The sequence below is a fragment of the Nostoc sp. CCY0012 genome, assembly GCF_963920855.1.
GTDB lineage: Bacteria > Cyanobacteriota > Cyanobacteriia > Cyanobacteriales > Nostocaceae > Cyanocohniella.
On sequence record NZ_CAWUDM010000098.1, the window covers coordinates 1 to 21,877 of the forward strand.

At 40.2% G+C, this 21,877-nt stretch carries 18 protein-coding genes and 1 pseudogene; 9 read left to right on the plus strand and 10 right to left on the minus strand.

Features of this window, described 5'->3' with window-relative positions:
• Positions 1-107: 107 nt before the first annotated feature.
• Entirely contained in the window at positions 108-1,025 is a 918-nt protein-coding gene (locus ACM0OS_RS22485) for a LysR family transcriptional regulator (protein ID WP_414545414.1), read from the minus strand.
• An 85-nt stretch (positions 1,026-1,110) separates the two neighbouring features.
• Between ACM0OS_RS22485 and ACM0OS_RS22490 the strand changes: the two genes are divergently transcribed.
• From ACM0OS_RS22490 to ACM0OS_RS22500, 3 genes and pseudogenes are all read left to right on the plus strand, one after another.
• Entirely contained in the window at positions 1,111-1,857 is a 747-nt protein-coding gene (locus ACM0OS_RS22490) for an SDR family oxidoreductase (RefSeq protein ID WP_414545415.1), read from the plus strand.
• Between the two features lie 6 nt (positions 1,858-1,863).
• A pseudogene (locus ACM0OS_RS22495) lies at positions 1,864-2,342 on the plus strand (hypothetical protein).
• A gap of 71 nt (positions 2,343-2,413) precedes the next feature.
• The gene (locus ACM0OS_RS22500; protein ID WP_414545428.1) at positions 2,414-2,956 is read left to right on the plus strand and encodes an antibiotic biosynthesis monooxygenase; all 543 of its coding nucleotides are present in this window, start codon (positions 2,414-2,416) and stop codon (positions 2,954-2,956) included.
• 39 nt (positions 2,957-2,995) lie between these two features.
• Here the strand turns inward: ACM0OS_RS22500 and ACM0OS_RS22505 are convergent, their stop codons facing one another.
• Positions 2,996-3,787, minus strand: coding sequence for a TIGR01548 family HAD-type hydrolase (locus ACM0OS_RS22505; protein WP_414545416.1), 792 nt, complete (start codon positions 3,785-3,787; stop codon positions 2,996-2,998).
• A gap of 275 nt (positions 3,788-4,062) precedes the next feature.
• Here ACM0OS_RS22505 and ACM0OS_RS22510 point away from each other — a divergent pair, with 275 nt between their 5' ends.
• Positions 4,063-4,362 (plus strand): 30S ribosomal protein PSRP-3, encoded by a 300-nt coding sequence (locus ACM0OS_RS22510; protein WP_006198089.1) that lies wholly within the window; start codon positions 4,063-4,065, stop codon positions 4,360-4,362.
• A gap of 217 nt (positions 4,363-4,579) precedes the next feature.
• Complete coding sequence (locus tag ACM0OS_RS22515) at positions 4,580-5,359, plus strand: hypothetical protein (protein ID WP_414545417.1); 780 nt, start codon at positions 4,580-4,582, stop codon at positions 5,357-5,359.
• A 108-nt stretch (positions 5,360-5,467) separates the two neighbouring features.
• Here ACM0OS_RS22515 and ACM0OS_RS22520 read toward each other — a convergent pair whose 3' ends face one another.
• From ACM0OS_RS22520 to ACM0OS_RS22535, 4 genes are all read right to left on the minus strand, one after another.
• Positions 5,468-6,799 carry an FAD-dependent oxidoreductase gene (locus ACM0OS_RS22520; RefSeq protein WP_414545418.1) on the minus strand — a complete coding sequence of 444 codons (1,332 nt, stop codon included), beginning with the start codon at positions 6,797-6,799 and terminating at the stop codon, positions 5,468-5,470.
• A 90-nt stretch (positions 6,800-6,889) separates the two neighbouring features.
• Positions 6,890-8,899, minus strand: a complete 2,010-nt coding sequence (locus ACM0OS_RS22525; protein WP_414545419.1) for a carotenoid oxygenase family protein — start codon at positions 8,897-8,899, stop codon at positions 6,890-6,892.
• Positions 8,900-9,105: 206 nt separating this feature from the next.
• The gene (locus tag ACM0OS_RS22530; RefSeq protein ID WP_414545420.1) at positions 9,106-14,457 is read right to left on the minus strand and encodes an AAA family ATPase; all 5,352 of its coding nucleotides are present in this window, start codon (positions 14,455-14,457) and stop codon (positions 9,106-9,108) included.
• A 135-nt stretch (positions 14,458-14,592) separates the two neighbouring features.
• On the minus strand, positions 14,593-15,135 hold the full coding sequence (locus ACM0OS_RS22535) for a 1,2-dihydroxy-3-keto-5-methylthiopentene dioxygenase (RefSeq protein ID WP_414545429.1): 543 nt from the start codon (positions 15,133-15,135) through the stop codon (positions 14,593-14,595).
• A 220-nt stretch (positions 15,136-15,355) separates the two neighbouring features.
• Here ACM0OS_RS22535 and ACM0OS_RS22540 point away from each other — a divergent pair, with 220 nt between their 5' ends.
• Positions 15,356-16,795 carry an FAD-binding domain-containing protein gene (locus ACM0OS_RS22540; protein ID WP_414545421.1) on the plus strand — a complete coding sequence of 480 codons (1,440 nt, stop codon included), beginning with the start codon at positions 15,356-15,358 and terminating at the stop codon, positions 16,793-16,795.
• 54 nt (positions 16,796-16,849) lie between these two features.
• On the opposite strand, the gene ACM0OS_RS22545 is transcribed toward ACM0OS_RS22540, so the two are convergent.
• The 3 genes from ACM0OS_RS22545 to ACM0OS_RS22555 all read right to left on the minus strand — a co-directional run bounded on the left by ACM0OS_RS22545 (position 16,850) and on the right by ACM0OS_RS22555 (position 19,561).
• Positions 16,850-18,250 carry an AAA-like domain-containing protein gene (locus ACM0OS_RS22545; RefSeq protein ID WP_414545422.1) on the minus strand — a complete coding sequence of 467 codons (1,401 nt, stop codon included), beginning with the start codon at positions 18,248-18,250 and terminating at the stop codon, positions 16,850-16,852.
• 66 nt (positions 18,251-18,316) lie between these two features.
• A complete protein-coding gene (locus ACM0OS_RS22550) occupies positions 18,317-19,066 on the minus strand; it encodes a MinD/ParA family ATP-binding protein (protein WP_414545423.1) in 750 nt (249 codons plus the stop codon).
• Positions 19,067-19,135: 69 nt separating this feature from the next.
• Positions 19,136-19,561 (minus strand): hypothetical protein, encoded by a 426-nt coding sequence (locus ACM0OS_RS22555; RefSeq protein ID WP_414545424.1) that lies wholly within the window; start codon positions 19,559-19,561, stop codon positions 19,136-19,138.
• Between the two features lie 219 nt (positions 19,562-19,780).
• Here ACM0OS_RS22555 and ACM0OS_RS22560 point away from each other — a divergent pair, with 219 nt between their 5' ends.
• Both ACM0OS_RS22560 and ACM0OS_RS22565 read left to right on the plus strand, forming a co-directional pair.
• Positions 19,781-20,125, plus strand: a complete 345-nt coding sequence (locus ACM0OS_RS22560) for a type II toxin-antitoxin system Phd/YefM family antitoxin (RefSeq protein WP_414545425.1) — start codon at positions 19,781-19,783, stop codon at positions 20,123-20,125.
• A gap of 2 nt (positions 20,126-20,127) precedes the next feature.
• On the plus strand, positions 20,128-20,418 hold the full coding sequence (locus ACM0OS_RS22565; protein ID WP_190708017.1) for a type II toxin-antitoxin system RelE/ParE family toxin: 291 nt from the start codon (positions 20,128-20,130) through the stop codon (positions 20,416-20,418).
• A 31-nt stretch (positions 20,419-20,449) separates the two neighbouring features.
• Here ACM0OS_RS22565 and ACM0OS_RS22570 read toward each other — a convergent pair whose 3' ends face one another.
• A complete protein-coding gene (locus ACM0OS_RS22570) occupies positions 20,450-21,343 on the minus strand; it encodes a pyridoxamine 5'-phosphate oxidase family protein (protein WP_414545426.1) in 894 nt (297 codons plus the stop codon).
• Between the two features lie 218 nt (positions 21,344-21,561).
• On the opposite strand from ACM0OS_RS22570, the gene ACM0OS_RS22575 reads away from it, so the two are divergent.
• On the plus strand, positions 21,562-21,877 hold a 316-nt coding region (locus tag ACM0OS_RS22575; RefSeq protein WP_414545427.1), incomplete at its 3' end, for a helix-turn-helix domain-containing protein.

A 21,877-nucleotide genomic window follows, 5' to 3' on the forward strand; every position in this document is an offset into this window, starting at 1 on the left:
AAAGCAGGGGGGCAGGGGGCAAGGGGGCAGGGGAGAGATACTTCTGTCTAGTTTTCAGTCTTTTTTTTACATCGAACTCACGTCAGGTTAGTTCCATCGAACTCACGTTAAATTTTTTCACAAACGCTTTTGAGCAGCTGTCTTAACCAAAGATTTGCCGGATCTTGTTCTGTAAGTTTGCTCCACAGCATGGAAATCATCCACGGTTGTGTTTGTAAAGGAATTTCAAAAATTTCTAATGTGCCATGATCAACAAAGGGTTTCACCAATCGTGATGGTACAGCAGCAACCAAATCACTTGATGAAATGATTGCTGGTAGCACTAGTAAGTGGGGAGTCGTCAAAACAATTCGACGCTGGAGGTTATATTGAGCCAGCACCTGATCAATTTCACCAACTTCATCTCGTCTAATAGTGAAAAGAGCATGGAGAAGATTAGCAAAGATTTCTGGTGTGATGGCATCCTGCGTAATGATGGGATGTTCACGCCGACAAATGCCGATAAAGTGTTCGGGAAATAATGGCATCTGCATTGTCTGTCTGGGTGGGTTTTGGAAAACACCCAAGGCTATATCAATTTCTCGTTGCTCTAATAGTTCTCCTACACAGTCTTTGGCAAAACCAATCAATCGAAAATTTATACTTGGTGCAATTTGACTGCAAAGTTCCAACAGCTTGGGCATGACAACATAGCTGGTGTAATCTGAACTGCCAATAGTAAAAGTATTTTTAGAAGTAGCTGGGTCGAATATTTGACTAGCGGCCAATGTCTGACGAATTTTTTGTAGGGCATCTCTTATACCAGGAGAAATTTCCAGCGCCTTGGCTGTAGGCTGCATTTCTCTGCCAATACGGATAAATAACTCATCTTGAAATAGTATACGTAATCTTGCTAGTGCCGCACTCATCGCTGGTTGCCCTAGATACAATCGTTGGGCTGCGCCTGTCACGCTTTTTTCTTCAAACAGCACTTCAAAGGCGACGAGGAGGTTCAGATCAATGGCAGATAAATCTATTAATCCCATCGATTAAGTATATTATTTTAATCAATTTGATTAATTTATTACATGTTAGTAAAGTGAAACTAAAAATTATTGAAAAATTAACAAAATGACAGACCAGAAAAAGATTGCTGTAGTTACAGGCAGTAATCGCGGGCTAGGTACTGAAATTTCGCGTCAATTGTCTCAAATTGGCATTCAGGTAATTCTGACGAGTCGTAATGAAACAGATGGTCTGACTACTAAGCAGCAGTTATCTAGTGAAGGGCTGGACGTAGACTATCACGTACTGGATGTGACTGATAAAGTTAGTGTTGAAAATTTTACAAACTGGTTGCGTGAAACCTATGGCAAAGTAGATATTCTGGTGAACAATGCAGGCATCAATCCCACAACTAAACCGGAGGAATCCAGCTTATTAACTGTGCAACTGGACACGATGCGTTCCACGTTTGATACTAATGTTCTAGCGGTACTGAGAATTTCTCAAGCATTAATCCCATTGATGAAAATTCAAAACTACGGTCGCATCGTCAATATTTCTACAGAAATGGCATCTCTTAACTCAGTTGCCAATGACTACTATCCTTTAGCTCCTTCCTATCGACTTTCCAAACTAGGGGTAAATGGACTAACTGTACTTTTAGCTAAGGAACTTTTTGGTAGTAATATTCTTGTTAATGCCTACTCTCCGGGTTGGATGAAAACCGACATGGGAGGCGATAATGCACCGTTTACGGCAGAAGAAGGAGCCGAAACCGCAGTCTATCTGGCAACACTTCCAGATGGAGGAGCGCAAGGACAATTTTTTGCAGAAATGCGAAAGTTTGGTGGACCAATTCAATTACAGTGGTAGGCCAAAATGGAAAATTCAGCAGGATTGCCCCCCATTTACGCAGATACAAGTATTGAGTTGGTACCAGCCAAAGTCATTACCTCGTTCCCAGTCAATACTTTTCTAGAAAATTTAGCGATCGCTCCTGATGGCACAATATTTGTGACTAATCATGAGGCGGGCAAAATTGTTCGCATTACCCCAGATGGTAATCAGCAAATTCATGCCAGTGTGGAAGGTAAAGTGAGTGGTCTAGCCTTTACGGTGCAACGCACATTTACAACAGCGTCGTGAAGATTACACCAGATGGCAGCACAACCATCATTGCTCAAGCAGAACAGGGTGTAATTGGCAGTACAGCAGTTGCCTTTGGTCAAACCCAGAGCGATCGCACTGCAATTTATGTTGTGATGAATGGGGGAATGTTTTTGCCGCCGCCTACAGGCATAGTTCCTGCCAATGTTGTCCGACTTGAGGTGGGGAAAGCTGGATATCCTTTGCTTTAAGGGTGACTCAATTATGTTGTGGTTACTAAAACTCACATTTATGTAGCTTGATAGCGACATAACCGATGGATATGGAACAAGAAGATCAATTTGTCACTGTAGTCATTTCACAAATTGTCAAACCAGGATGTGAAAGCGCTTACGAGGCTTGGTTGAGAGATATTACCAATGTTTCCAGAACATATGTTGGTCATTTAGGCACAAATGTGATTAGCCCACAACCAGGAATAAGACCAGAATATGTGATTATCTTCCGGTTTGATGGCTATGAAAATTTGAAGGCATGGATGACATCGCGTGAGCGAGAATATTGGCTGACTCAGGCTCAACATTTAGTTCAATCCGACCCTCATGTTCAACAACTGAGAGGTTTAGAAGCTTGGTTTTCTCTTCCTGGTAAACCATTAAAAACTCCACCGCGTTATAAAACAGCACTGCTAACTTGGGGCGTGGTATATGTATTGATTAATTTGTTGAATACGTTTTTAACCCCCATGCTTCGCGGCTTACCTCCTTTGCTGATTTCATTAATCTTTTCTGCGATCATGGTGGGATTGTTGACTTATATAGTCATGCCTTGGGTGAGTCGTCTATTTAAGTCTTGGCTTTATTAGTAACAGGAAAAATTTGGTCAGTTCCCTTTTCCTCACTCCTCATAACAATTCCTGTATTTTGGCTGGATTTAATTGTTCGACATTATTTAAAACTACTGCGGCTCCTGCTTTCATGAGCGATTCGCCATAAGCATCACTACGGGCTGTTGTTTCTTGGACATGAGGTGGTAACACTCCTACACCAATCCAAGTGCGGTGAGGATTGATTTCTCGCGCTTTAACGACGGTGTACATATCAGCTACCGTATCTCCCACATAGATAATTGCTGGTGTGTTATCCAGTCCATCTTCTAATAGACCCACGGTAGCAAACAGTCCTGTGGGGTCTGGTTTACCTGGTGCATCTTCCATTGCAATTAACACTGGCGACTGCAAACCAAGGCGTGTTTGTAAAACATAGGTAGCAGAACCACGAGTAGCACCACTGAAAAATCCCCAGGCAATTCCCGCCTGGGTCAGTTGTTCTAAATAGCTAGGCTGTAATAATAAAGGTTCATTACAGATATACCCTGTCCAATTGTCTAGGTCTGGGCCTCGGTAACGAGATTGAAAAAAGGCAACAATAGTGCTGTAATCTAATTGCAATTCTTCGCGGGATGTTCCTTGAGATTGAAAGTAGCGGTAAATTAATTCCTGGGAAGCTTCCCAATCATTATTCCAAATGCCTTCAGACTTTAACTGGTCAATGTCTGGCGATGTGGGACGGTAGGCTTTGTTGGTAAAATACTCTACCGTATCTGCCAGCGCTCGACGATAGGAACCACCGACATCGCGGACAATGCCATCAATATCGAACACGACGATGGCCGGTGTTGTAAGTTGTTGAGTCATAGGAATGAGGCAGTTTAACTTCTATTTTATTATTTTTTGACAGACTCCCCAACCAAGAAGGCTGAGGATTCCATATGCGGAATATTGGGCATATTAGCCGCGTTGATAGTATTAGTATCGCAATTCTTTGGTCATTGGGTGAGGTATTGCGTTAAAATAAGCGATCGCAAAGCACGTACAGTGGAGTTAATTTCCACTCATGCGATCGCACCAGCACTGACAAGTCAGTTCGCTCACTTAAGTAAGTAATGCCTTAACACTCCCTGGAGGTGTGATTGACCCAATTTATTCTAAAAATCCTGTGGTTAGACGAAAACGTCGCCCTAGCAGTCGATCAAGTTGTCGGCAAAGGCACAAGTCCTTTGACTAAGTACTTTTTCTGGCCCAGAAATGATGCCTGGGAAGAGTTAAAAAAAGAACTCGAATCCAAACATTGGATTACTGACCTAGATCGCGTCGAATTGCTGAATAAAGCCACAGAAGTCATCAACTACTGGCAAGAAGAAGGCAGAAGACGCCCGATGGCAGAAGCTCAGTTGAAGTTTCCCGAAGTTGCCTTTACAGGTAGCGCTTAAATAGTACAGAGTCACTAAAGTTGGCGAGGAGGGTTGCCCTCCAGGCAACTTCTCGCGCTGATGCTGAGTCCTGAGTAACAAAATATTTTGGAGTCAGCAGCGCCCTGGGCGCTATTTTTATTTAACGTCGGCGCTTTAAATTTGGCAAAAATTGTCCCTAAATAAAAGTAATATTGAATACAATGGTGTAACTTTACATCAGAATATTTAGCTAAATATGCTCTTATCTCGTCAAGCTGTTGCGGCTCCTTTGGTAGCCTGTTTCTGTCTGTTGGGAGTAAGCTTGATTCAATTTCCTCAACTACAAATCCTGCTAAGAAGCAAACAAGCTCCGTCTTTAGAAATTATCGAAAGAGAATTACACTCGGAAAGTCTACGGCTAAATTTGCTCAAGAAAATGCCCAGTTTTGGGTATGGTAACTTAATAGCCAATTGGGTTTATTTGAGTTACTTGCAGTACTTTGGTGATGATGAAGTTAGAGGAAAAACAGGGTATAGCCTGAGTCCAGAGTATTTTGAAGTCATTCTAGAACGTGACCCCAGATTTTTAGCCGCTTATTTGAGTCTTTCTAGCAGTACTACGATATATGCTGGGATGCCAGAACGTTCAATAGGATTAATGGAAAAGGGTTTAAAGTCATTGTCTCCCTGGGTTCCCAAAAGGTCTTATTATGTGTGGCGTTATAAAGGAATTGACGAGTTATTATTTGCATCCAATACTGAATCCGCCCAACAATCTTTCGCTACTGCATCGGATTGGGCTAGTAATTTCTCAGATGAAGAAAGTCAATTAGTTGCTGAGTCTTCCCAAAGAACTGCGAGATTTTTAAGTCAAAATCCTAGTACGAGAAGTACACAAATATCCGCCTGGGTAATGGTTTTAAATAATCAAGTGGATGAAAGGACTCGTAAACGAGCAATTAGTGAAATTGAAGCCTTGGGAGGAAAGGTAACCAGCTCTCCAGAAGGTAACAGAATTACATTTCCTCAAGATTAATTTAGTAGGGGTGCAAGGCGTTGTACCCTGAATATGTGACATCTTGAACTGGTCGCTTGATTGCCAATTTATTCAGCTTGACATTACTTAACCAGCATTCAGACCCGACTAAAAGTTTTTCTTGACTAAAGCTTGCGAGTACTCCACAATCGTCTCTACTAGTTCAAAATTTAACAAACCACCTACGTAAAAAGTTTGGCGTTGACCTTGTAAAGCTTCCAGGCGATCGTAAAATCCTGCTTGCATTGCTTCAGATGAAACATGGGGGAAGTAGGGCCATTGATCATAGGTGTAATAATGATCATCTACTTGTACCCCTAAGTTTTCTAGGGTCTTTTGAACTCCTTGGATAACGTCTTTTTTGGTGAGTTTTCCTTCACGGTCAAGACGGGTGTAGAAAGCAATGAGGTCATTGTCTAGAAATTGTTGAGAAATAAACCAAGGGTTACCCTCTGCATTTACGGGAATCACATTCGTTACAGGGGCCGGCATTTGCAAATCGGGAATTAAGTATGTAGTTAAACTGTAGGGGTTGAGGACTATCTGCTCAAATAGGCCTTTTTCGGTTGTTGATAAATCTAAAAATTTATTGAGAACATCTAGAGTCAGGGGACAAGCTAATACTAGATAATCAAATTCCAACACTTCTTGGCGAGGCTCAATTTCGTCAATAATTTGTTCTTGTTCTGTAAAAGTTACCTGTATGGTAGCGCCACGTTGGATTTGCTGAATGTCAATATTCAATCGCACATTTAGCCCCCAAGCTACTCTTTCCCAAAAACGTTGGAAGCCATCAACAAAACGTTTGGGCCAACCAAAGTTAATGTCTGCACCATAACTGATGAGAGTGCCAAAGGTTTCTGGGGTGATGTATTTTAGGGCGTAGGCGGTGGGAATTTCTTGCAAAGGGCCATAGCCAAAAGTGGTAATGGGAATTTCAAATAAGGTTTCTAAACAAGTTAAATCTTTCTGTGCTAACCAGTTGCTAAAAGGTTGAGTTAGTTCGGGATGTAGACTAATACCGGCAAATCCGGGAACTGATAAAATTGGTTCTAAATTTAAACGTTCCCACCAAAAACGCGCTATGGCTGCGAAAAATGTTACTGGGTCGGTTCCGGCGGTGACGGCTTTCAGGATGGAGGTGTAGTAAGGGTTTCCTGGGGTGGATTTAAAAGGATTGTAAATTTGTCCTGCCCCTTCGCTGTATAATTTAGCGCCTACTTCTTCGGCTATTTTAAGGACTTGTTTGTAAGCGGGGGTGAGGTAGTTGGCTCCTAGGTCGAAGGAACGGGAGTTATGGGTGATGGAACAGCACAATCCTCCTACTCTGCCGGCTTTTTCTAGGAGGGTGACGTTTTGATAACCTTGTTTTTTGAGGAAGTAGGCTGTGGAAAGTCCTGCTGCTCCGGCTCCGATGATGCAAATACGGGTGTTTGGCATATGTTTTTTGGCGTTGTTGATGGAATGTGTGAATCTCACGCAAAGGCACAAAGAAAGAATAAAGAGCTAAGTATTCCTACTCCCCACTCCCTACTCCCTAGTCTCTGGAAAGTGTGGATAAATGGCTTCTTCAAATAGGCGTTGTATGGTGGTTTGAGTGATGAGGGGTTGATAGTCTTGTTGTATGGGTATGTGGTAATTGGAGGTGCGCGGGGCGATCGCAGGTAACCAGGCGGTGTGCATTGTGAAGCCGAAGTTGAGGTCTGGATGTCCTAATTTACACACGGGGCCTTTGGCTAGGTTGTCTGCATGGAAGACCCATATTTGGTTGCTGTTACCGGAAAATACTGTGCAGACTATATAACCATCTGTGGAGCTACCGTTACTATTTAGACGGGGGACGAATTGTGGTGAACTAATGAAGTGTCCAGGGGGTGCATCGTAAGCGTCTGCTACTTCCATTTTGATGGTGTCTATGCGGAATAAGGAAGAGGGGCGATGATGTAATGTTTCTAGTAATTCTGTGAGGGTGGCGGCTCTATAAGGGTAGTCTGCATATAGGTTATAGATAAATTCGGTGAGTAATTCTGGCCAGAAACCTAAGGATTGCCAATATATATTGTCAATTTTCTTGGGTGGTAGTCCAGAGGGAAGTTGTTCTTGGTAGGCGTAAAATCCTATTCCCCAGTGACGATGAATGTCATAAATCACTTGAGAATCAAGTATTTGTCCTGTTTCACCGTTGATGTGATAGCGACCTAAACGACCTATATCCATTTGTCCATTGGCTAGCATTCCTCGCAGATAAGGAGGTGGGGCTTCTTTAGGGTTGAATTTACAGACATCATATTGGCGAATCCATTCACCAATATCTGTGGCGCATAGATGGGCTGCGTGGAGGGTAATCTGACCATCAGGGTTTTCGTAATCGGTCAAGAAATGTACTGTTTCTAAGGGTATGACTGCGGGACGAACAACGACGGTATCAGCAGTATCTACAAGGTCAGCGCGACTGACTATATAAATGGGGGAGTTGGGTAACTGCGATCGCGTCAGTAATACTCGCAGTAAACGTTCAGTTTCCGGACTGTCGGGAATGGGGTTATTGAGAATTTGTTCGGGGCCAATTTTTAAAGAAGTATCCATCAACACTACGTAGTCTTGGGTGACTGCTAGTTGGTGCATACTTTGTTCAATTCGCACTGGGGAATTATCTGGTAATACCAACTTCCAATGCTGGAGTTTACCCTTTCCATCCCACCGCAATAGATAGACAAAATCTGGCATGGAAATGCCTAAACACTGTTCCATCCAACCAAATAATTTTGGCCAGAGGCTTTGGGAAAACTTATAAATTAATCCCCAAGGTGTCTGGAAGAGTTGGGCGATCGCCTGGAGTAAAGCCTCCATTTCTGACGATAGTTGCTCTAGCCCATTAATCAAGCGTACACTTTCTAAGAAATTAACGAGCGATCGCCCATAATTGACTAAAAAGACTTCGTTGGTATAACCATCAAAGGTGGGGTGAGAGGTACTCAAAACTGGGGAAAAAGGATAAGAAAATGGCAGAAACGGTTGCCATTCAGTATTTGCACCTACTGGGGTAATGACTTCTAAACTGGCGGTATCAATTTCGTAGGGACGACCTGCATCATAGGTAATCATTAACCGGCTTTGCTGTTCATCTTGGGCTTGAAAGGAGAGAAAAGCAATATCTACTTCATCTCGCAAACCTAAGGTAGAGGAGAAACGCAACAAACCATGATCCTGAAATTGATAAGTACTATAGGTGGGATGAGTAAATGTAGCCTGGTCGGCGTAGTAGCAGGGGGTACGAGCTAATTTTGTCTTAGCTGTGACTTGTCCTGGTTGCAAGTCCAAGCGATAAATCATCCCGTCGCCGTTAAAAATGTGTGTACCTTTGGGGTTAGGTAAACCACCAGAAGCAACTGTGCCTACGGGAGCAATAATAAAGACATGTCCCGACCAGTCTTCTGGTATATTTCCAGAAATGGTATTCAGAGGTAAATCTGTGAGTTCTTCTCTACTGGCAGACATGGCTGCCTGTGGGAATTTAGGCTGAGTAGTTTTACTTGTCATTTTTATACCATCGCATCGCCTTCAGGTATAACACTGAAATTTGCGATTACAGTGGGGTTTTTGCCCAGAAAACGGAAAAAAGCATTAAAAATTACGGCGTTGCTGATTAATGGGATGATTTTTGTCTCACGCAAAGTCGCAAAGGCGCAAAAAGTCAGAGATGCAAAGGTTAAATTTTATGATTTCATCCCGCATTTATGCAACGCCTACAATTTAACGCCCTCTGTGACCATTGCAGACTTATCTTGCTGGGGATGACACTGTGCTAAATATATCTGCGCGACTTGATCTAAAGGATTTTGCTGCAAACAATCTTGAAAAACTTCAGCCGCAGCAGTAAATTGTTGTTGTTCATAAAGTTTCAAAGCTTCGGCAAATAATTCTTTTGTTATTAATTTACCTTCACGCACAATCGCGGGATCGGCTGTAAACACTTCATGCACAGTTACGGCAGTTATTTTACCTTTAACTTTTACTTGTCCTACAACTCGAATATCAAAGCGATCGCAATTTTGCAACCGCTGATATGTCTGGTCGGTAATCAGTAAAGGTGTATTAAATGTTTTGGTTAAGCCTTCAATGCGGGAAGCTAAGTTAACTGCATCACTAATTACTGTGCTATCCATGCGATTGACACCGCCGACTGTCCCTAAAATTAATGACCCGGTGTTAATCCCTATACCGATTTGAATTGGTAATAAACCTTGGGTTTGCAAGTCTTGGTTATAAGTTACCAATGTCTGTAACATGGCTATTCCGGCTTGTACTGCATCGTCAGCATCTCCTGTAAATAAGGCCATGATGGCATCGCCAATATATTTGTCAATGAAACCATTGTTTTGAATAATGATTGGTTCCATGCGGCTGAGGTAAGAGTTAATAAACTGGAAGTTCTCTGCTGGGGTTAAGCTTTCGGAAAGGGTGGTAAAGGAACGAATATCAGTAAATAATACTGACATTTCCCGCTGTACTTGGTCGCCTAGTTGCACATCCACAATACTGTCTTTATTGAGAAATTGCAGAAATTGACGAGGTACAAAACGTTCGTAAGCTTGGTTGAGTGCGGCTAAATCTGTATATAATCGGGCATTTTCAATGGAAATTGCGGCTTGTGCTGAAAGTAAATTGAGTAATTCTAAACGATCAGGGGTAAATGCTCCTGTTGTCAAGTTATTTTCTAAATACACAATTCCGGCTAATTTTCCCTGGTTAATTAAGGGCGCACATAAAAGCGATCGCGGTTGATATTGACGAATATAGGGGTCTTGCATAAATTCCCCTTCGTGAGTAGCATCGTTGAGTACTACACTAGTTTTGGTACGAATCACATAATTAACAATGGCTACAGAAAGTATTTGACTATTTTCTATTGTTAAAGATTCCAATACCTGAATTTTATTTTGCTCTACTGTTCCTTGGGCTTCGATTAAAAATTTACCTTTGGTTTCTAATAATAAATAGCCACGTTGGGCCCCGGCATTTTCTATCAATAACCGCATTAGGTTAGCCAACAATTGATCTAACTGAATTTTTCCGGATAAGGCTTGAGAAGCTTTCATGACTGTCATCAAATCCAGTGAATCAGAACCACTACTGCTTGTAGTACTAGTGGATTTTGATTTGGTCGTTAATAGATGAGACTTAAAGTTTGTTTCTGATTTATAAGCTAAAAGTTGGGGATATTTATTTTCCAGGAATTTTACTTTCGCCATTGCTCCCCACTGTAAATAAAAATAACGGGCATCTTGCATATATGCTTGCGCTACCTTTAGTTGATTTTGCCCTAAATAAAATTTGGCGGTTAATTCATTCGCTAAAGCTAATTCATTCAGATACTGGTGCTTTTGTGCTAAATTAATGGCGTTATCATAACAAGCGATCGCCTGGGCTGTATCTCCTTGCACTCGATATAATTCTGCTTCTATTAAGGCTAATTTATGACTGTAATTACTAGGTGCATATTGTGACCATTTTTGGATTTTTTTCTGATTTATAGCTACTTTACGTAGTTGAGTTTGACGTTCCGCACCAGTTAATTGAGCAAGCATAGCCAGTCGTGCTAAAGCATCATAAAAGTAAAACCACCCCACAATAAATAAAGCCACAACAGCATCTAAATAAGGAATTGCTAAATCAGCATTTTGTACAGATTGTGTGTAATCTTCAAATAAATAATTTAGCGTTGTATTGTGGGCATAAACATAAAATGTAGCTGTACGATAATTACTTTCTAGATGCTGTGGTAATATCACATTAACATCATAAAATTCCCCTACTAATTGGCAGGTATGAAAATTATTGCCTCGCAAGTTAGCCACTGCTTGGCGATACATCTGAATTAAGATCCAAATGGGCTGTTTTTGAAACTGTTGAACTGCTTCGCCGTAAATTCCTAAAAGTTCATCTAATTTGGTTAATTCCTCACCACTAAAATAGCAGTGCATTGAACAGGTATTTGCAGAAAAAGAAGCATATTCTGTATCGCCTGTATCTCGCCCAATTTGAAATGCTGTTTGTAAGGCAGGTATTGTATTTTGCAGGGGTTCTCGCCAGTGACGGACAAAGGAATTGACTACAAATAACGTTCTGGCTGCTAAGTTTTTGGCATTCAAACGTTCTACTAGTTGTAATGCCAATTCACCAAACTCATATCCCTTTTGTAAATCCCCGACGACACCACAAAGAATTAAACCATAAGTGGCGTAAGCAAAGGCTGATTCCGCAGCATTGCCATATTTAGCTGATATTTCTACTTGTTTAAATACCGTCAAGGGAAACACATTGGGGGCTGCTAAATAAGTTGCTGACGCAATGCTAGAGAGAATACGAATCGCCGCTAATTTGTTGGGGTGATCAAGTTGGGGTAGTTCTGCCAATGTTTGTACTTGTCTCCCAGCCATAGCCAGTTTTGTGGTTAATAATCCCACAAGGATTTGTAGTTGTCCTGGTTTGGCAGGTAGGGGAAATTTTAGCAGCTTGAGAACTTGTAAACCTAGTTGTGAGGCTGCTAAAAGTTGATCGCGGGCTAGTAAGGATTGAATTTTGATGCTGTAAACTGGTACTTGATCAATAATGGTCTGAGTTTGACTGAGTACCATCTCAATTAATTCATCCATCCGGGAAAAATCCCCAGACAAATAAGCAGCTTCCACTGCGGCTGTGTGTAAGTCTAACGTTAAAGTATATTGCTGTTGCCAACTGGATGTTTCTAAGCAATTAATTCCCATTGTGAGATACTTTAAGGCAGGATCATAAGCTGTAGAGGCTTTAGCTTTGTTCCCTGCGGTTAAATTTAATTGGGCTAATTGCTGTCGCTGTGGAGTGTCTGTAATCAACTTATAGCCAACATTCAAGTGATGCACAATATCAAAAATTTGCTCGTCTTGTTCCTCTGGGGTGATACTCTGCAATAATAGTTGCCCAATTTGCAAATGCACTGTTTGTTTTTCGTCATCGGGAATGAGTAAGTAAGCTGCTTGCTGGACGCGATCGTGTAAGAATTTGTAGACGACATCTAAATTTGTCAGATTAGATTTAACTTCTTCATCAGCAACTTGTAATAGTTGGTAATCATTCCCTTGGGGTAGAATCAACCCGGTTTTTACAGCTTCCCATAATTCTGTAGCGACTTCCGGTAAAGCTTGTTTTTGCACGATCGCTAAAGTTCTTAAATCAAATTGACTACCAATACAAGATGCTAATTTTAAGGCTTGTTGGGTGGTTTCTGGTAGTTTTTGAATTTTCAACGCCATTAATTCGACTACATTATCAGTAATCTGGGCTGCTTGAATTTGTGCTAATTGCCATTGCCATTGTCGTGCTAAAAAATCAAATTGTAGTAATCCTTCTGTATACAACGACTTTAAAAATTCATTCATGAAAAACGGATTACCGTTAGTTTTCTGCTGTAACAGTTGCGCTAATGGTGTAATTTTTGCTAAATCATCTGTTTTGAAGGTATCACAAAGGAGTTGTTGCATTTGTGGCAATGCTAAAGGTGTTAATCTCAGTTCATTAATTGTCACTCCTGCTTGGACTAAAGATGCGATCGCACTGCGTAAAGGATGAGTAGAATCGACTTCGTTATCTCTATAAGCACCAATTAGTAACAAATATTGACTATCTGCTTGACTAGTTAATAACTCTAACATCTGTAAAGATGCAATATCAGCCCATTGCAAATCATCCAAAAAAATTACCAAGGGATGCTGCTTTTGAGTAAAAACATTAATAAAATTTTGAAATACTAAATTAAATCTATTTTGTGCTTCCTGGGGTGGTAATTCTAACACTGATGGCTGCTGACCAATAATTAATTCTACTTCGGAAATTACATCAATAATTACTTGGCCATTACTACCCAAGGCTTGAATTAATTTATCTCGCCAAATAGCAATTTCTGTTTCACTACTAGTTAAAAGTTGACGAATTAAAGCTTTAAATGCTTGAATTAAAGAACTATAAGGAATATTTCGTTGCAACTGGTCAAACTTTCCAGCAATAAAATATCCCCGTTGTTTTGTAATTGGTTGATAAATTTCTTGAACTAAAGCTGATTTACCAATTCCCGAATAACCAGCAATCAATAAAACTTCACTTTTACCTTGACTAGCACGTTCAAAAGCTGACAGTAAATTGGCTACTTCTGTTTCTCGACCATATAATTTTTGGGGAATTTGAAATTTACCAGAGTTATCTTGTAAGCCTAATGTAAAATTTGGAATTTCTCCAGTATCAGTTAAATTATCAAAACATTGCTGTAAATCTGCTTGCAATCCAAAAGCACTTTGATAGCGTGTTTCCGCCGTCTTTTCTAGTAACTTCATCACCAACTGCGAAAGCATCAACGGAATTTGGCTACACAGTTGATGTGGGGGAATGGGTTGTTTAGCAATGTGACTATGGACTAACTCTACTGGGTCATCGCTCATAAACGGTAACTGCTGGGTGAGTAATTCATAAAAAGTTACACCCAAAGAATAAAAATCCGTGCGGTAATCAATCACCCGATTCATCCTACCGGTTTGTTCGGGGGAGATATAAGTTAAAGTTCCTTCTAAAACATTCAGATGACGTGATATTGCATTTTCTTGTGATAACAAAGTCGCAATGCCAAAATCAATAATCTTCACCTGTTGAGTTACAGGATTAAACAAAATATTCCCCGGATTAATATCTTTATGGATGATATTTTGTTGGTGAATTGCACCTAAAGCAGCTGCAATTTGTATCGCCAGTTGTAAAAATCTTTCTAGGGGTAGAGGCGGTTGATGTAGTAAATCACGTAGAGGTTTTCCGCCAAAATCCTCCAACACCAATACAAACGTATTTTGATACTTAGTTAAATTATAAGCTTGGATAATTCCTGGTACTTGACAACGGCGTGTCAAATCATACTCTAGTTTAAACCGAGCGATCGCCTCTGGGGAAGGATACTCTTCCCGCAAAAACTTTAAAACTACTGGTTGCTGATCAGACTCTCGATAACCTTGATATACATGAGAATTGGGGCTAACGTACAGTTCTTTAAGGACTTTATACCCTTCCAGTACAATCATAGATAGCTAAAGCGATCGCTTTATTTTTAGCAGCCTACCCAGTATAATTTCTGCATCTAGAAAACTAGCAAGTATTTTTGTATATTTTTTTCGCTAAATTCTGCTGCGTCTTTTGCGGTTGTTCCTTTATCCTGCTTACACAAAATCACTCATAGAAGTTCCCGTATAATTAGGAACCCACCCTTCTACAGTCGTGAAATAGCGTACAGCCTTCACATGCAAAGAAGCAGTCAAACTACACCAATGCTCTAAACATGGGGGAATGTAAATATAATCTTGAGGCTGAACTAAAAGCTGTAACTGTCCACCGTCAGGTTTAACAAAACCAAAAATTATCTCTCCTGCCAATATGTAAAGAGGTTCAGGTGCAGTATGAGTATGGTAACGGCCGTAAGTAGCCATTAAACTCTGGAGATTGGGGGAACCTGGATGTAAATTCAGCAAATCACACCACAGATAGCCATTTTCTTGCTGAAGAAACTCCAAGACGCTATTGTGCGTTTCTACAACTTGGTTTTTCTCAGCATCCGTCAACATATCCTGTGCTAGTAGATGGGGGAAAAGTAGCGATGTTCCTGGATTATAGTGTTTGAGAAAAATACCGAGAGGGGCGAGTTCTCGAATTATTTCACCTAAATTACTCTCAATTGTCCCGTCGTCTCGTAATAGGATGGGCATGACAAAATGACTAACTTCAGTACCGTGAATTGAAAATACTATATTTAACTTTAACTCAAAAGTCACTATTTCCCATAGGGATACCGGAGTTTGTTTTTAGTGACTAGATTTAAATAACCAAGCGATTCTACCATCTGCAATCAGAAATTTGTCGGCAGAATGATGCTCAAAAGTACCACAACGATTTAATCTAGTACAAGCGAACTAACTTGGGTGTGGAATGTCTGACTTAATTTTGTTTTGGCATCGTCGTGATTTACGTATTGCTGATAATACAGGACTAGTAGAGGCGAGAAAGCAAACAGCAAAAGTAGTAGGCGTATTTTGCCTTGACCCTCAAATTTTAGAACGAGATGATGTAGCGCCGGCGAGAGTCACATATATGATTGGCTGCTTACAGTTACTACAACAGCGATATGCCGAAGTAGGCAGTCAATTGTTAATATTTCATGACAATCCCGTGATCGCCATACCCAATTTAGCGGCAGCCTTAAACGCCAAAGCTGTATTCTGGAATTGGGATGTAGAACCATATTCACAAATACGCGATCGCAATGTCATCGATGCCCTAAAAGAAAAAGGCATTGAGTTTCTTAACCAAAATTGGGATCAAATCCTCCACTCCCCAGATGAAATTCGTTCAGGTGCCAATAGTCCTTACACTGTTTACACTCCCTTTTGGAAAAACTGGAGTAGTAAACCAAAAGCCGAACCAGCACCCACCCTGGAAAAAGCCGAAGGTTTAACCCCCAAAGAACAAGAAATTGCCCAGCAAGCCGGAGTCATCACCTTACCTTCAGCCAAAGACTTAGGATTTGTTTGGGATGGAGATTTAATTTTGCCACCAGGAGAAGCAGCCGCATTATCCAGATTAGAAGAATTTAGCGCTAATGCCATTAATGAATATCAAGAACAACGTAACTTTCCCGCCGTTGATGGCACATCACAACTGAGTGCAGCTTTAAAATTTGGTGTCATTGGCATTCGTACCGTGTGGCAAACTACCATAGAAGCACAAAAAAATACCCGCAGTGACGAAGCCGCAGCAGGTATCCGCACATGGCAACAAGAATTAGCTTGGCGGGAGTTTTATCAACACGCCATGTATCATTTCCCAGAATTAGCCGAGGGTGCTTACCGCGACAACTTCAAAAACTTTCCTTGGCAAAATAACACAGAACATTTTCAAGCTTGGTGTGAAGGAAAAACAGGCTATCCCATTGTTGATGCAGCCATGCGCCAATTAAATGAAATCGGTTGGATGCATAATCGTTGTCGAATGATTGTTGCTAGTTTCTTAACCAAAGACTTAGTAATTAATCCCCAATGGGGAGAAAAATACTTCATGCAGAAACTCATTGACGGTGATTTATCTGCTAACAATGGTGGCTGGCAATGGAGTGCTTCGAGTGGCATGGACCCCAAACCCCTACGGATTTTCAACCCAGCTAGTCAAGCCCAAAAATTTGACCCCGACGGCGAATATATCCGGCAGTGGGTATCTGAATTGCGGTCAATGGATACAGAATATTTAGTAACTGGTAAAATTCCCCCATTGGAGCGTCATGGTACTGACTACCCTGAACCCATTGTGGATCATAAAGTGCAACAAGCTTTGTTTAAAAAGATGTATCAACAACAAAAAGAGATGTTGGGGTAAAATATGCTAGAAATTATAGAAAGAGATGCATATTTACAAGCAGTACGTATCTATCTACAGATTACGTGTAGCAGTTGGTTTTAAGGCTTCTTCAAAATATTGTCGATATAACTCACAACTGGATATAACCTGATTTCCTTGCAGCTTCACTAACCCCATGCTGTGCAACTTAAATGCTAAAGTCTGTTCTAACTCTACAGGTATTGATGACTTGATTACCTCTTCATACGCTGCTGCTAATTGCGGATGTTCTTGTAGGCTGCGTAAATGACGATGTAAATGATTGCTATAAATTCCTGCATCTGTAACTGCTGCTTGGATTAACTGCTTAAAAGTCAAGTATTGTTGCGCTAAATGATAAAAAGCTTGCTGTACTAGATATGGATGTCCATCCACAAGCTGCATCAATTCTGATAACTCATTTTCAGATAAATTAAGTCCATATCGTTGTGCTAAATTGCATACTTGTACAAGTGTAAATGTTTGTAATTCAATTGCTAAACCCACATTAAAAGGAGATTTATTAATATCAAGGGGGATATATACTTCTGTGGAATGAACAATTACCAAACGCAAATTTTGCCACCGAGGATTACCGCTATCTCCATAGGCTGCTTCTTCATACCAAGAACGCAATAAAGTAAAGAAATCATCAGCAATTTCTGGATGTAAAAACACCTCATCAACTTGATCTAAAGCTAAGACCAAAACACCATTAATTTCTGGCAGCACACAGTCTTCAAAATAAGCAGTGCAGTTGCTTTTACTGCCAAAAGTTTCGCTCCAATAATCCTCGACTTTATGGGGTAACTGAAGCTTACGAGTAATCGCAGCACAAAACCAACGCAAGAATTTATCTAAGTCATGAAAAATAGCACTTTCAGCTCGCTGTAAGCTTAAAGCTACAGTACGTACTGATAAATTTTGTTGTTGAGCATGGGCTAAAATTCTTACCATTAAAGAAGTTTTACCCATTTGACTGGGTGCCTTAATACGGATTAATGCCCCATCTCTGGTAATTTCCTCATAACAGCGAGACTCTACCGGAGGACGTTCCATATACAAAGCAGAGTCCAATGGTATGACTCCAACTGGTGATTCTAATTCTAGAGTTTGGGGACTGGTTACTGGGAGAGAGGGAGAAAATTTTTGAATTGTGAGTTCTTCAGAAGCTCGTTGTGCTAAAACAGCCATCAAATTAGTTTTACTGACTTTTTCTCCTAAACTAGCTGATAGTATCTGCCATAACTTTGGCCCCACGTCATGCTTAATATATTCTGGAGCATAGTCACATTCTGCGGCAATTTTGTCATATTTTTGCCCTAGTAAAGCTCCGCGTAGTACAACTACTTCAATATTTTTCAAATGTCTTTGAGTCTTAGCAAAAACTGCTTGATCTGCAATTTTTAAAGCCGTCTCAAATGTTATTGTTTGTTCTTGAATACTTTCGGTCATTATCTTAAATTTATTTAACTAAGTTATCTGAAGATTTTAATTTATTTAAATTCGAGTTTTAAATTCTCAACTAGCTTTTTCTGCTACCTGTTGCAGCATTTTAGTCAATGGATGTTCAGGGTATTGCAAACAAAATATTCCACTACTACCGAGTTGTGCCATATCTTCTGAAAGTGGAAACATACCTGCAACTGGGACGTTATAAGTTCTTTCTACTTTTTGCTGTAGCGATGAAAAGTCCATGCGGTTGGGTGTTTTATTCACGATCATCATCATCTTGCTGACTTGAAGTTGACGAGCAATATTAACTGTTACCGCAGTACCTTGAAAGTCTTGGCGATCTGGACGGATAATCACAATTAAAAGATCAGAAATAGCTATAGATAGTAAAGTTTCTCGGCTAAGTCCGGGGTGAGTATCAATAAATAAATAGTCTAATTCTAGCTCTTTAATTAATCTTTGTAATCCACTATTAAGTAAACTAACGTTATATCCTTCGCTGATTATTTTGGCAATTTCATCAGCATTGATACTTGAAGGTATCAGAAAAACCTTCCCTTGAGCGATCGCCAGATTAGAAGTCACATCACAGGCAGTATCAGCAATGGAACTACGATGCCATAAATAATCATTTAATGTCTTACTTGTAATTTTTTCATCAATAGCAAATAGAGCATGAATCCCAGGAGATTGCAGGTCAGTATCTACAATTGCCACTCGCTTATTTTGTAGGGCCATTTTTACCGCTAAATTTGCTGTTAAGTTAGATTTACCAGTTCCGCCACGGAATGAGTGAATCGCAAGAATTTTAGACATAGAGGGATAATTTGTAATTCGTAATAGAGCCTACGGCACGCTAACGCGTTAGCGATACGTAATTCGTAATTAAGATATCTTGGTATTACGAAGGGATGCAATTTCTATTTGTAATTGTTGAAAATAATCAGTTTGAGTAATTTCTGCTACTTGATGTGCGACTTTATGTAAATCAATTTCGATTTGCATCTCTTGGAGTTGGAGTTGTATCGCTGCTTCCTGCTGTTTCCGTAGACTTTCTAATTCAGCTTTTTCCTGTTTGACAATTGCCAATTCCTGTTGCAAAGCAGCAACTTCTGCCCTTAAAGTCTTTTCGGTATCTCGCAAGTAAGACTGAGTTTTGTGTTTTACCTGATCCTTCCTCAACTGATTCCGGGCTAGTTTGGAAGGAAAAAGCCTGAGAACATTATTACTACCTGCATTTTTGAAAGCAGTGAAGTTAATAATTTTGGCGGTGACTGCTTCGTGACTGATATCAAGGGGATGTTGGGGCATGATTTACTCCATGTCATCAACGTCTGTGTTGGGAGTGTGTGGATCTATATCTTTCTCAAATTACGCGATCGCACCACACGACGAAAGATCAGTTTTGTAGCGAAGCAATCTTTGGAAAACTGGTCTTGACAATTTATTTATTTTGTGGGTAAGACCAAAATTTTGATAGTATAGTATTGAATAAAGATTCAATTAAGTAGGTAATTCAATATTTAATTTATGATTAATCTAGAGCAAATTCACTCACTTACAGACTTTAAACGCAACGTCAAACAGTTTCTAGAGCGGATCAAAGCGACAAAATCACCTCTCGTGCTTACCGTCAATGGTAAAGCAGAAGTCATCGTCCAGGATGCAAGCGCCTTTCAGGAAATGATAAATAGACTTGAGCGTACAGAAGAAGAACTGCGTCAGCTAAAGTTAGAAGCATTACAACGAGATATTGCGATCGCCGCCGAACAGCTAAAGCATGGAGAATATACTGAATATGATGATGAGTCGCTGTCTAATTTGCTGGAAAATATCAAGGCACGAGGACAGAGTAAGCTAAAGCGGGATAGCTGACAATGAATCATTACAGACTTTCCCAGCAAGCCGAACAAGACTTGGAAGATATCTGGACTTACCTTGCTCAACAGAATCAAATTGCAGCCGATAAACAGATAGCTCAAATTCTGAATCGTTTTCCCATGCTTGCTCAGTTTCCTGATATGGGCAAAAAGCGAGATGATTTAATGAAGGAACTGAAAAGCTTTCCTGTGAAGCCTTACGTTGTGTTTTACACAAAAATAACTGATGGCGTAGAAATTTTTCGAGTATTACATCAATCAAGAGATATTGAAGGCGAGTTTTCTTAATTTAATTTATTTGCTAATTTATTTATGCACATTATGGATTCACAGGAGAATATTCCCCAAAGCGCCAACGCATAGAACAAGCATTCCTGCTTTCCAATACCTGCTCAATATTAAACTCTACTAAACGTTGCGCCCCAGCAAACTCACTTAATCTTTCTATATCCCAAATTACCTTTGCTTTTCCAGTTAATTGCAACGTGTGACTTTGTACAAAATCTATAAATAATAAGCCTGCATTGGGATTTACAATCAAGTTACCAAAAGTCTGAAACATATTATTACCAGAGTAATCGGGAAACACAATTTTATTACTATTCAAAACTTGCACAAATCCCGGAAGTCCTCCTCTGTGGGAAGTATCAGCCCCACTTTCTGGATGATAACTAGCGATGAAAAAGGTATCAGCTTGGGTTATCCAAAGTTGATTTGTCTCGCTCAAAGCATCTCTGATAAAAGTTTCAGGTTGTTCTAGTGAATCAATTACAGTTTTTTTTATGTGACGTATCTGAATATATTTAGGACAGTTAAAAAATACCTGCTGAATTTGTACTTTTATGTTCTCCTGCTTTATCTCTGCTTTGCCATTCAAACGTAAACGCCTGCGGTTTGTCAAATCAATTACTAATAGCCCAATATCATTGTTAGTTTGCAGATTTTGGTGTAATGGGTCGGTTGGTATGGGAGTAGTATTAATCTGTATAGTTTGCGTGTTTAAAACCTCTACAAAACCAGGGTTTCCTGTTAATAAAGATGCCCAAACTCTAGCTTTGCTATCAACTGTACTAGCAATTGCCAATTGCTGCGTATGCAGAAATTCTTGAGCAGATGGTTTGATTGTACTACTAATAACATTACACAGACGTTGCGCCTCTTCTCGCACTCCCGCCTGAGTTTGGACGGCAATTTCTCCAGAATGGAAAGACATTGTATTAATTCATAATTAAGAAATGACATTGTATACTTTCTATACATTTATTTAATCTTCGTTATATAATCTCAAATTTTCAAGATCAGTTTTGGAGTTATGGCAACAAGGATAAATGATCTTGGCGATCGCAAAATTTTATGCTATTGCAAAAAACCTTGTCATTCTGCAAATATATCTATAAATGATTGAGGTATCGTAGGACTCACTTAAAAATCGTGGCTACTCTCAAAGCTTCTCAACAGGGACTCGCAAGCATTAAACAAGCCAGAAGTGAAAAGGCTTGGTCTGTTGATGATTTCAGATGGATAGAATTAGCCAGTGAAGTTTTAGGTGTCTCTTGGCAAGAACATGGTGTTCTCTCTGTTGGTGTATCAGAAGGAACATGGAAACGTTTCTTAGCCGGAAAGCAAGCAATTAATGCTGAGGCGTTTAAAGCCTATTGTCAGGTGCTTGGGCTGAATTGGGAAGAGGTGGTAGAAGAGAAGGCAGAGGGGGACAAGGGGACAAGGGGACAAGGGGACAAGGGGGACA

Coding starts and splice junctions, on each gene's coding strand:
- ACM0OS_RS22485 (WP_414545414.1), bottom strand. CDS start 1,025: ATGGGATTAATAGATTTATCTGCCATTGATCTGAACCTCCTCGTCGCC.
- ACM0OS_RS22490 (WP_414545415.1), top strand. CDS start 1,111: ATGACAGACCAGAAAAAGATTGCTGTAGTTACAGGCAGTAATCGCGGG.
- ACM0OS_RS22500 (WP_414545428.1), top strand. CDS start 2,414: ATGGAACAAGAAGATCAATTTGTCACTGTAGTCATTTCACAAATTGTC.
- ACM0OS_RS22505 (WP_414545416.1), bottom strand. CDS start 3,787: ATGACTCAACAACTTACAACACCGGCCATCGTCGTGTTCGATATTGAT.
- ACM0OS_RS22515 (WP_414545417.1), top strand. CDS start 4,580: ATGCTCTTATCTCGTCAAGCTGTTGCGGCTCCTTTGGTAGCCTGTTTC.
- ACM0OS_RS22520 (WP_414545418.1), bottom strand. CDS start 6,799: ATGCCAAACACCCGTATTTGCATCATCGGAGCCGGAGCAGCAGGACTT.
- ACM0OS_RS22525 (WP_414545419.1), bottom strand. CDS start 8,899: ATGACAAGTAAAACTACTCAGCCTAAATTCCCACAGGCAGCCATGTCT.
- ACM0OS_RS22530 (WP_414545420.1), bottom strand. CDS start 14,457: ATGATTGTACTGGAAGGGTATAAAGTCCTTAAAGAACTGTACGTTAGC.
- ACM0OS_RS22535 (WP_414545429.1), bottom strand. CDS start 15,135: ATGCCCATCCTATTACGAGACGACGGGACAATTGAGAGTAATTTAGGT.
- ACM0OS_RS22540 (WP_414545421.1), top strand. CDS start 15,356: ATGTCTGACTTAATTTTGTTTTGGCATCGTCGTGATTTACGTATTGCT.
- ACM0OS_RS22545 (WP_414545422.1), bottom strand. CDS start 18,250: ATGACCGAAAGTATTCAAGAACAAACAATAACATTTGAGACGGCTTTA.
- ACM0OS_RS22550 (WP_414545423.1), bottom strand. CDS start 19,066: ATGTCTAAAATTCTTGCGATTCACTCATTCCGTGGCGGAACTGGTAAA.
- ACM0OS_RS22555 (WP_414545424.1), bottom strand. CDS start 19,561: ATGCCCCAACATCCCCTTGATATCAGTCACGAAGCAGTCACCGCCAAA.
- ACM0OS_RS22560 (WP_414545425.1), top strand. CDS start 19,781: ATGATTAATCTAGAGCAAATTCACTCACTTACAGACTTTAAACGCAAC.
- ACM0OS_RS22565 (WP_190708017.1), top strand. CDS start 20,128: ATGAATCATTACAGACTTTCCCAGCAAGCCGAACAAGACTTGGAAGAT.
- ACM0OS_RS22570 (WP_414545426.1), bottom strand. CDS start 21,343: ATGTCTTTCCATTCTGGAGAAATTGCCGTCCAAACTCAGGCGGGAGTG.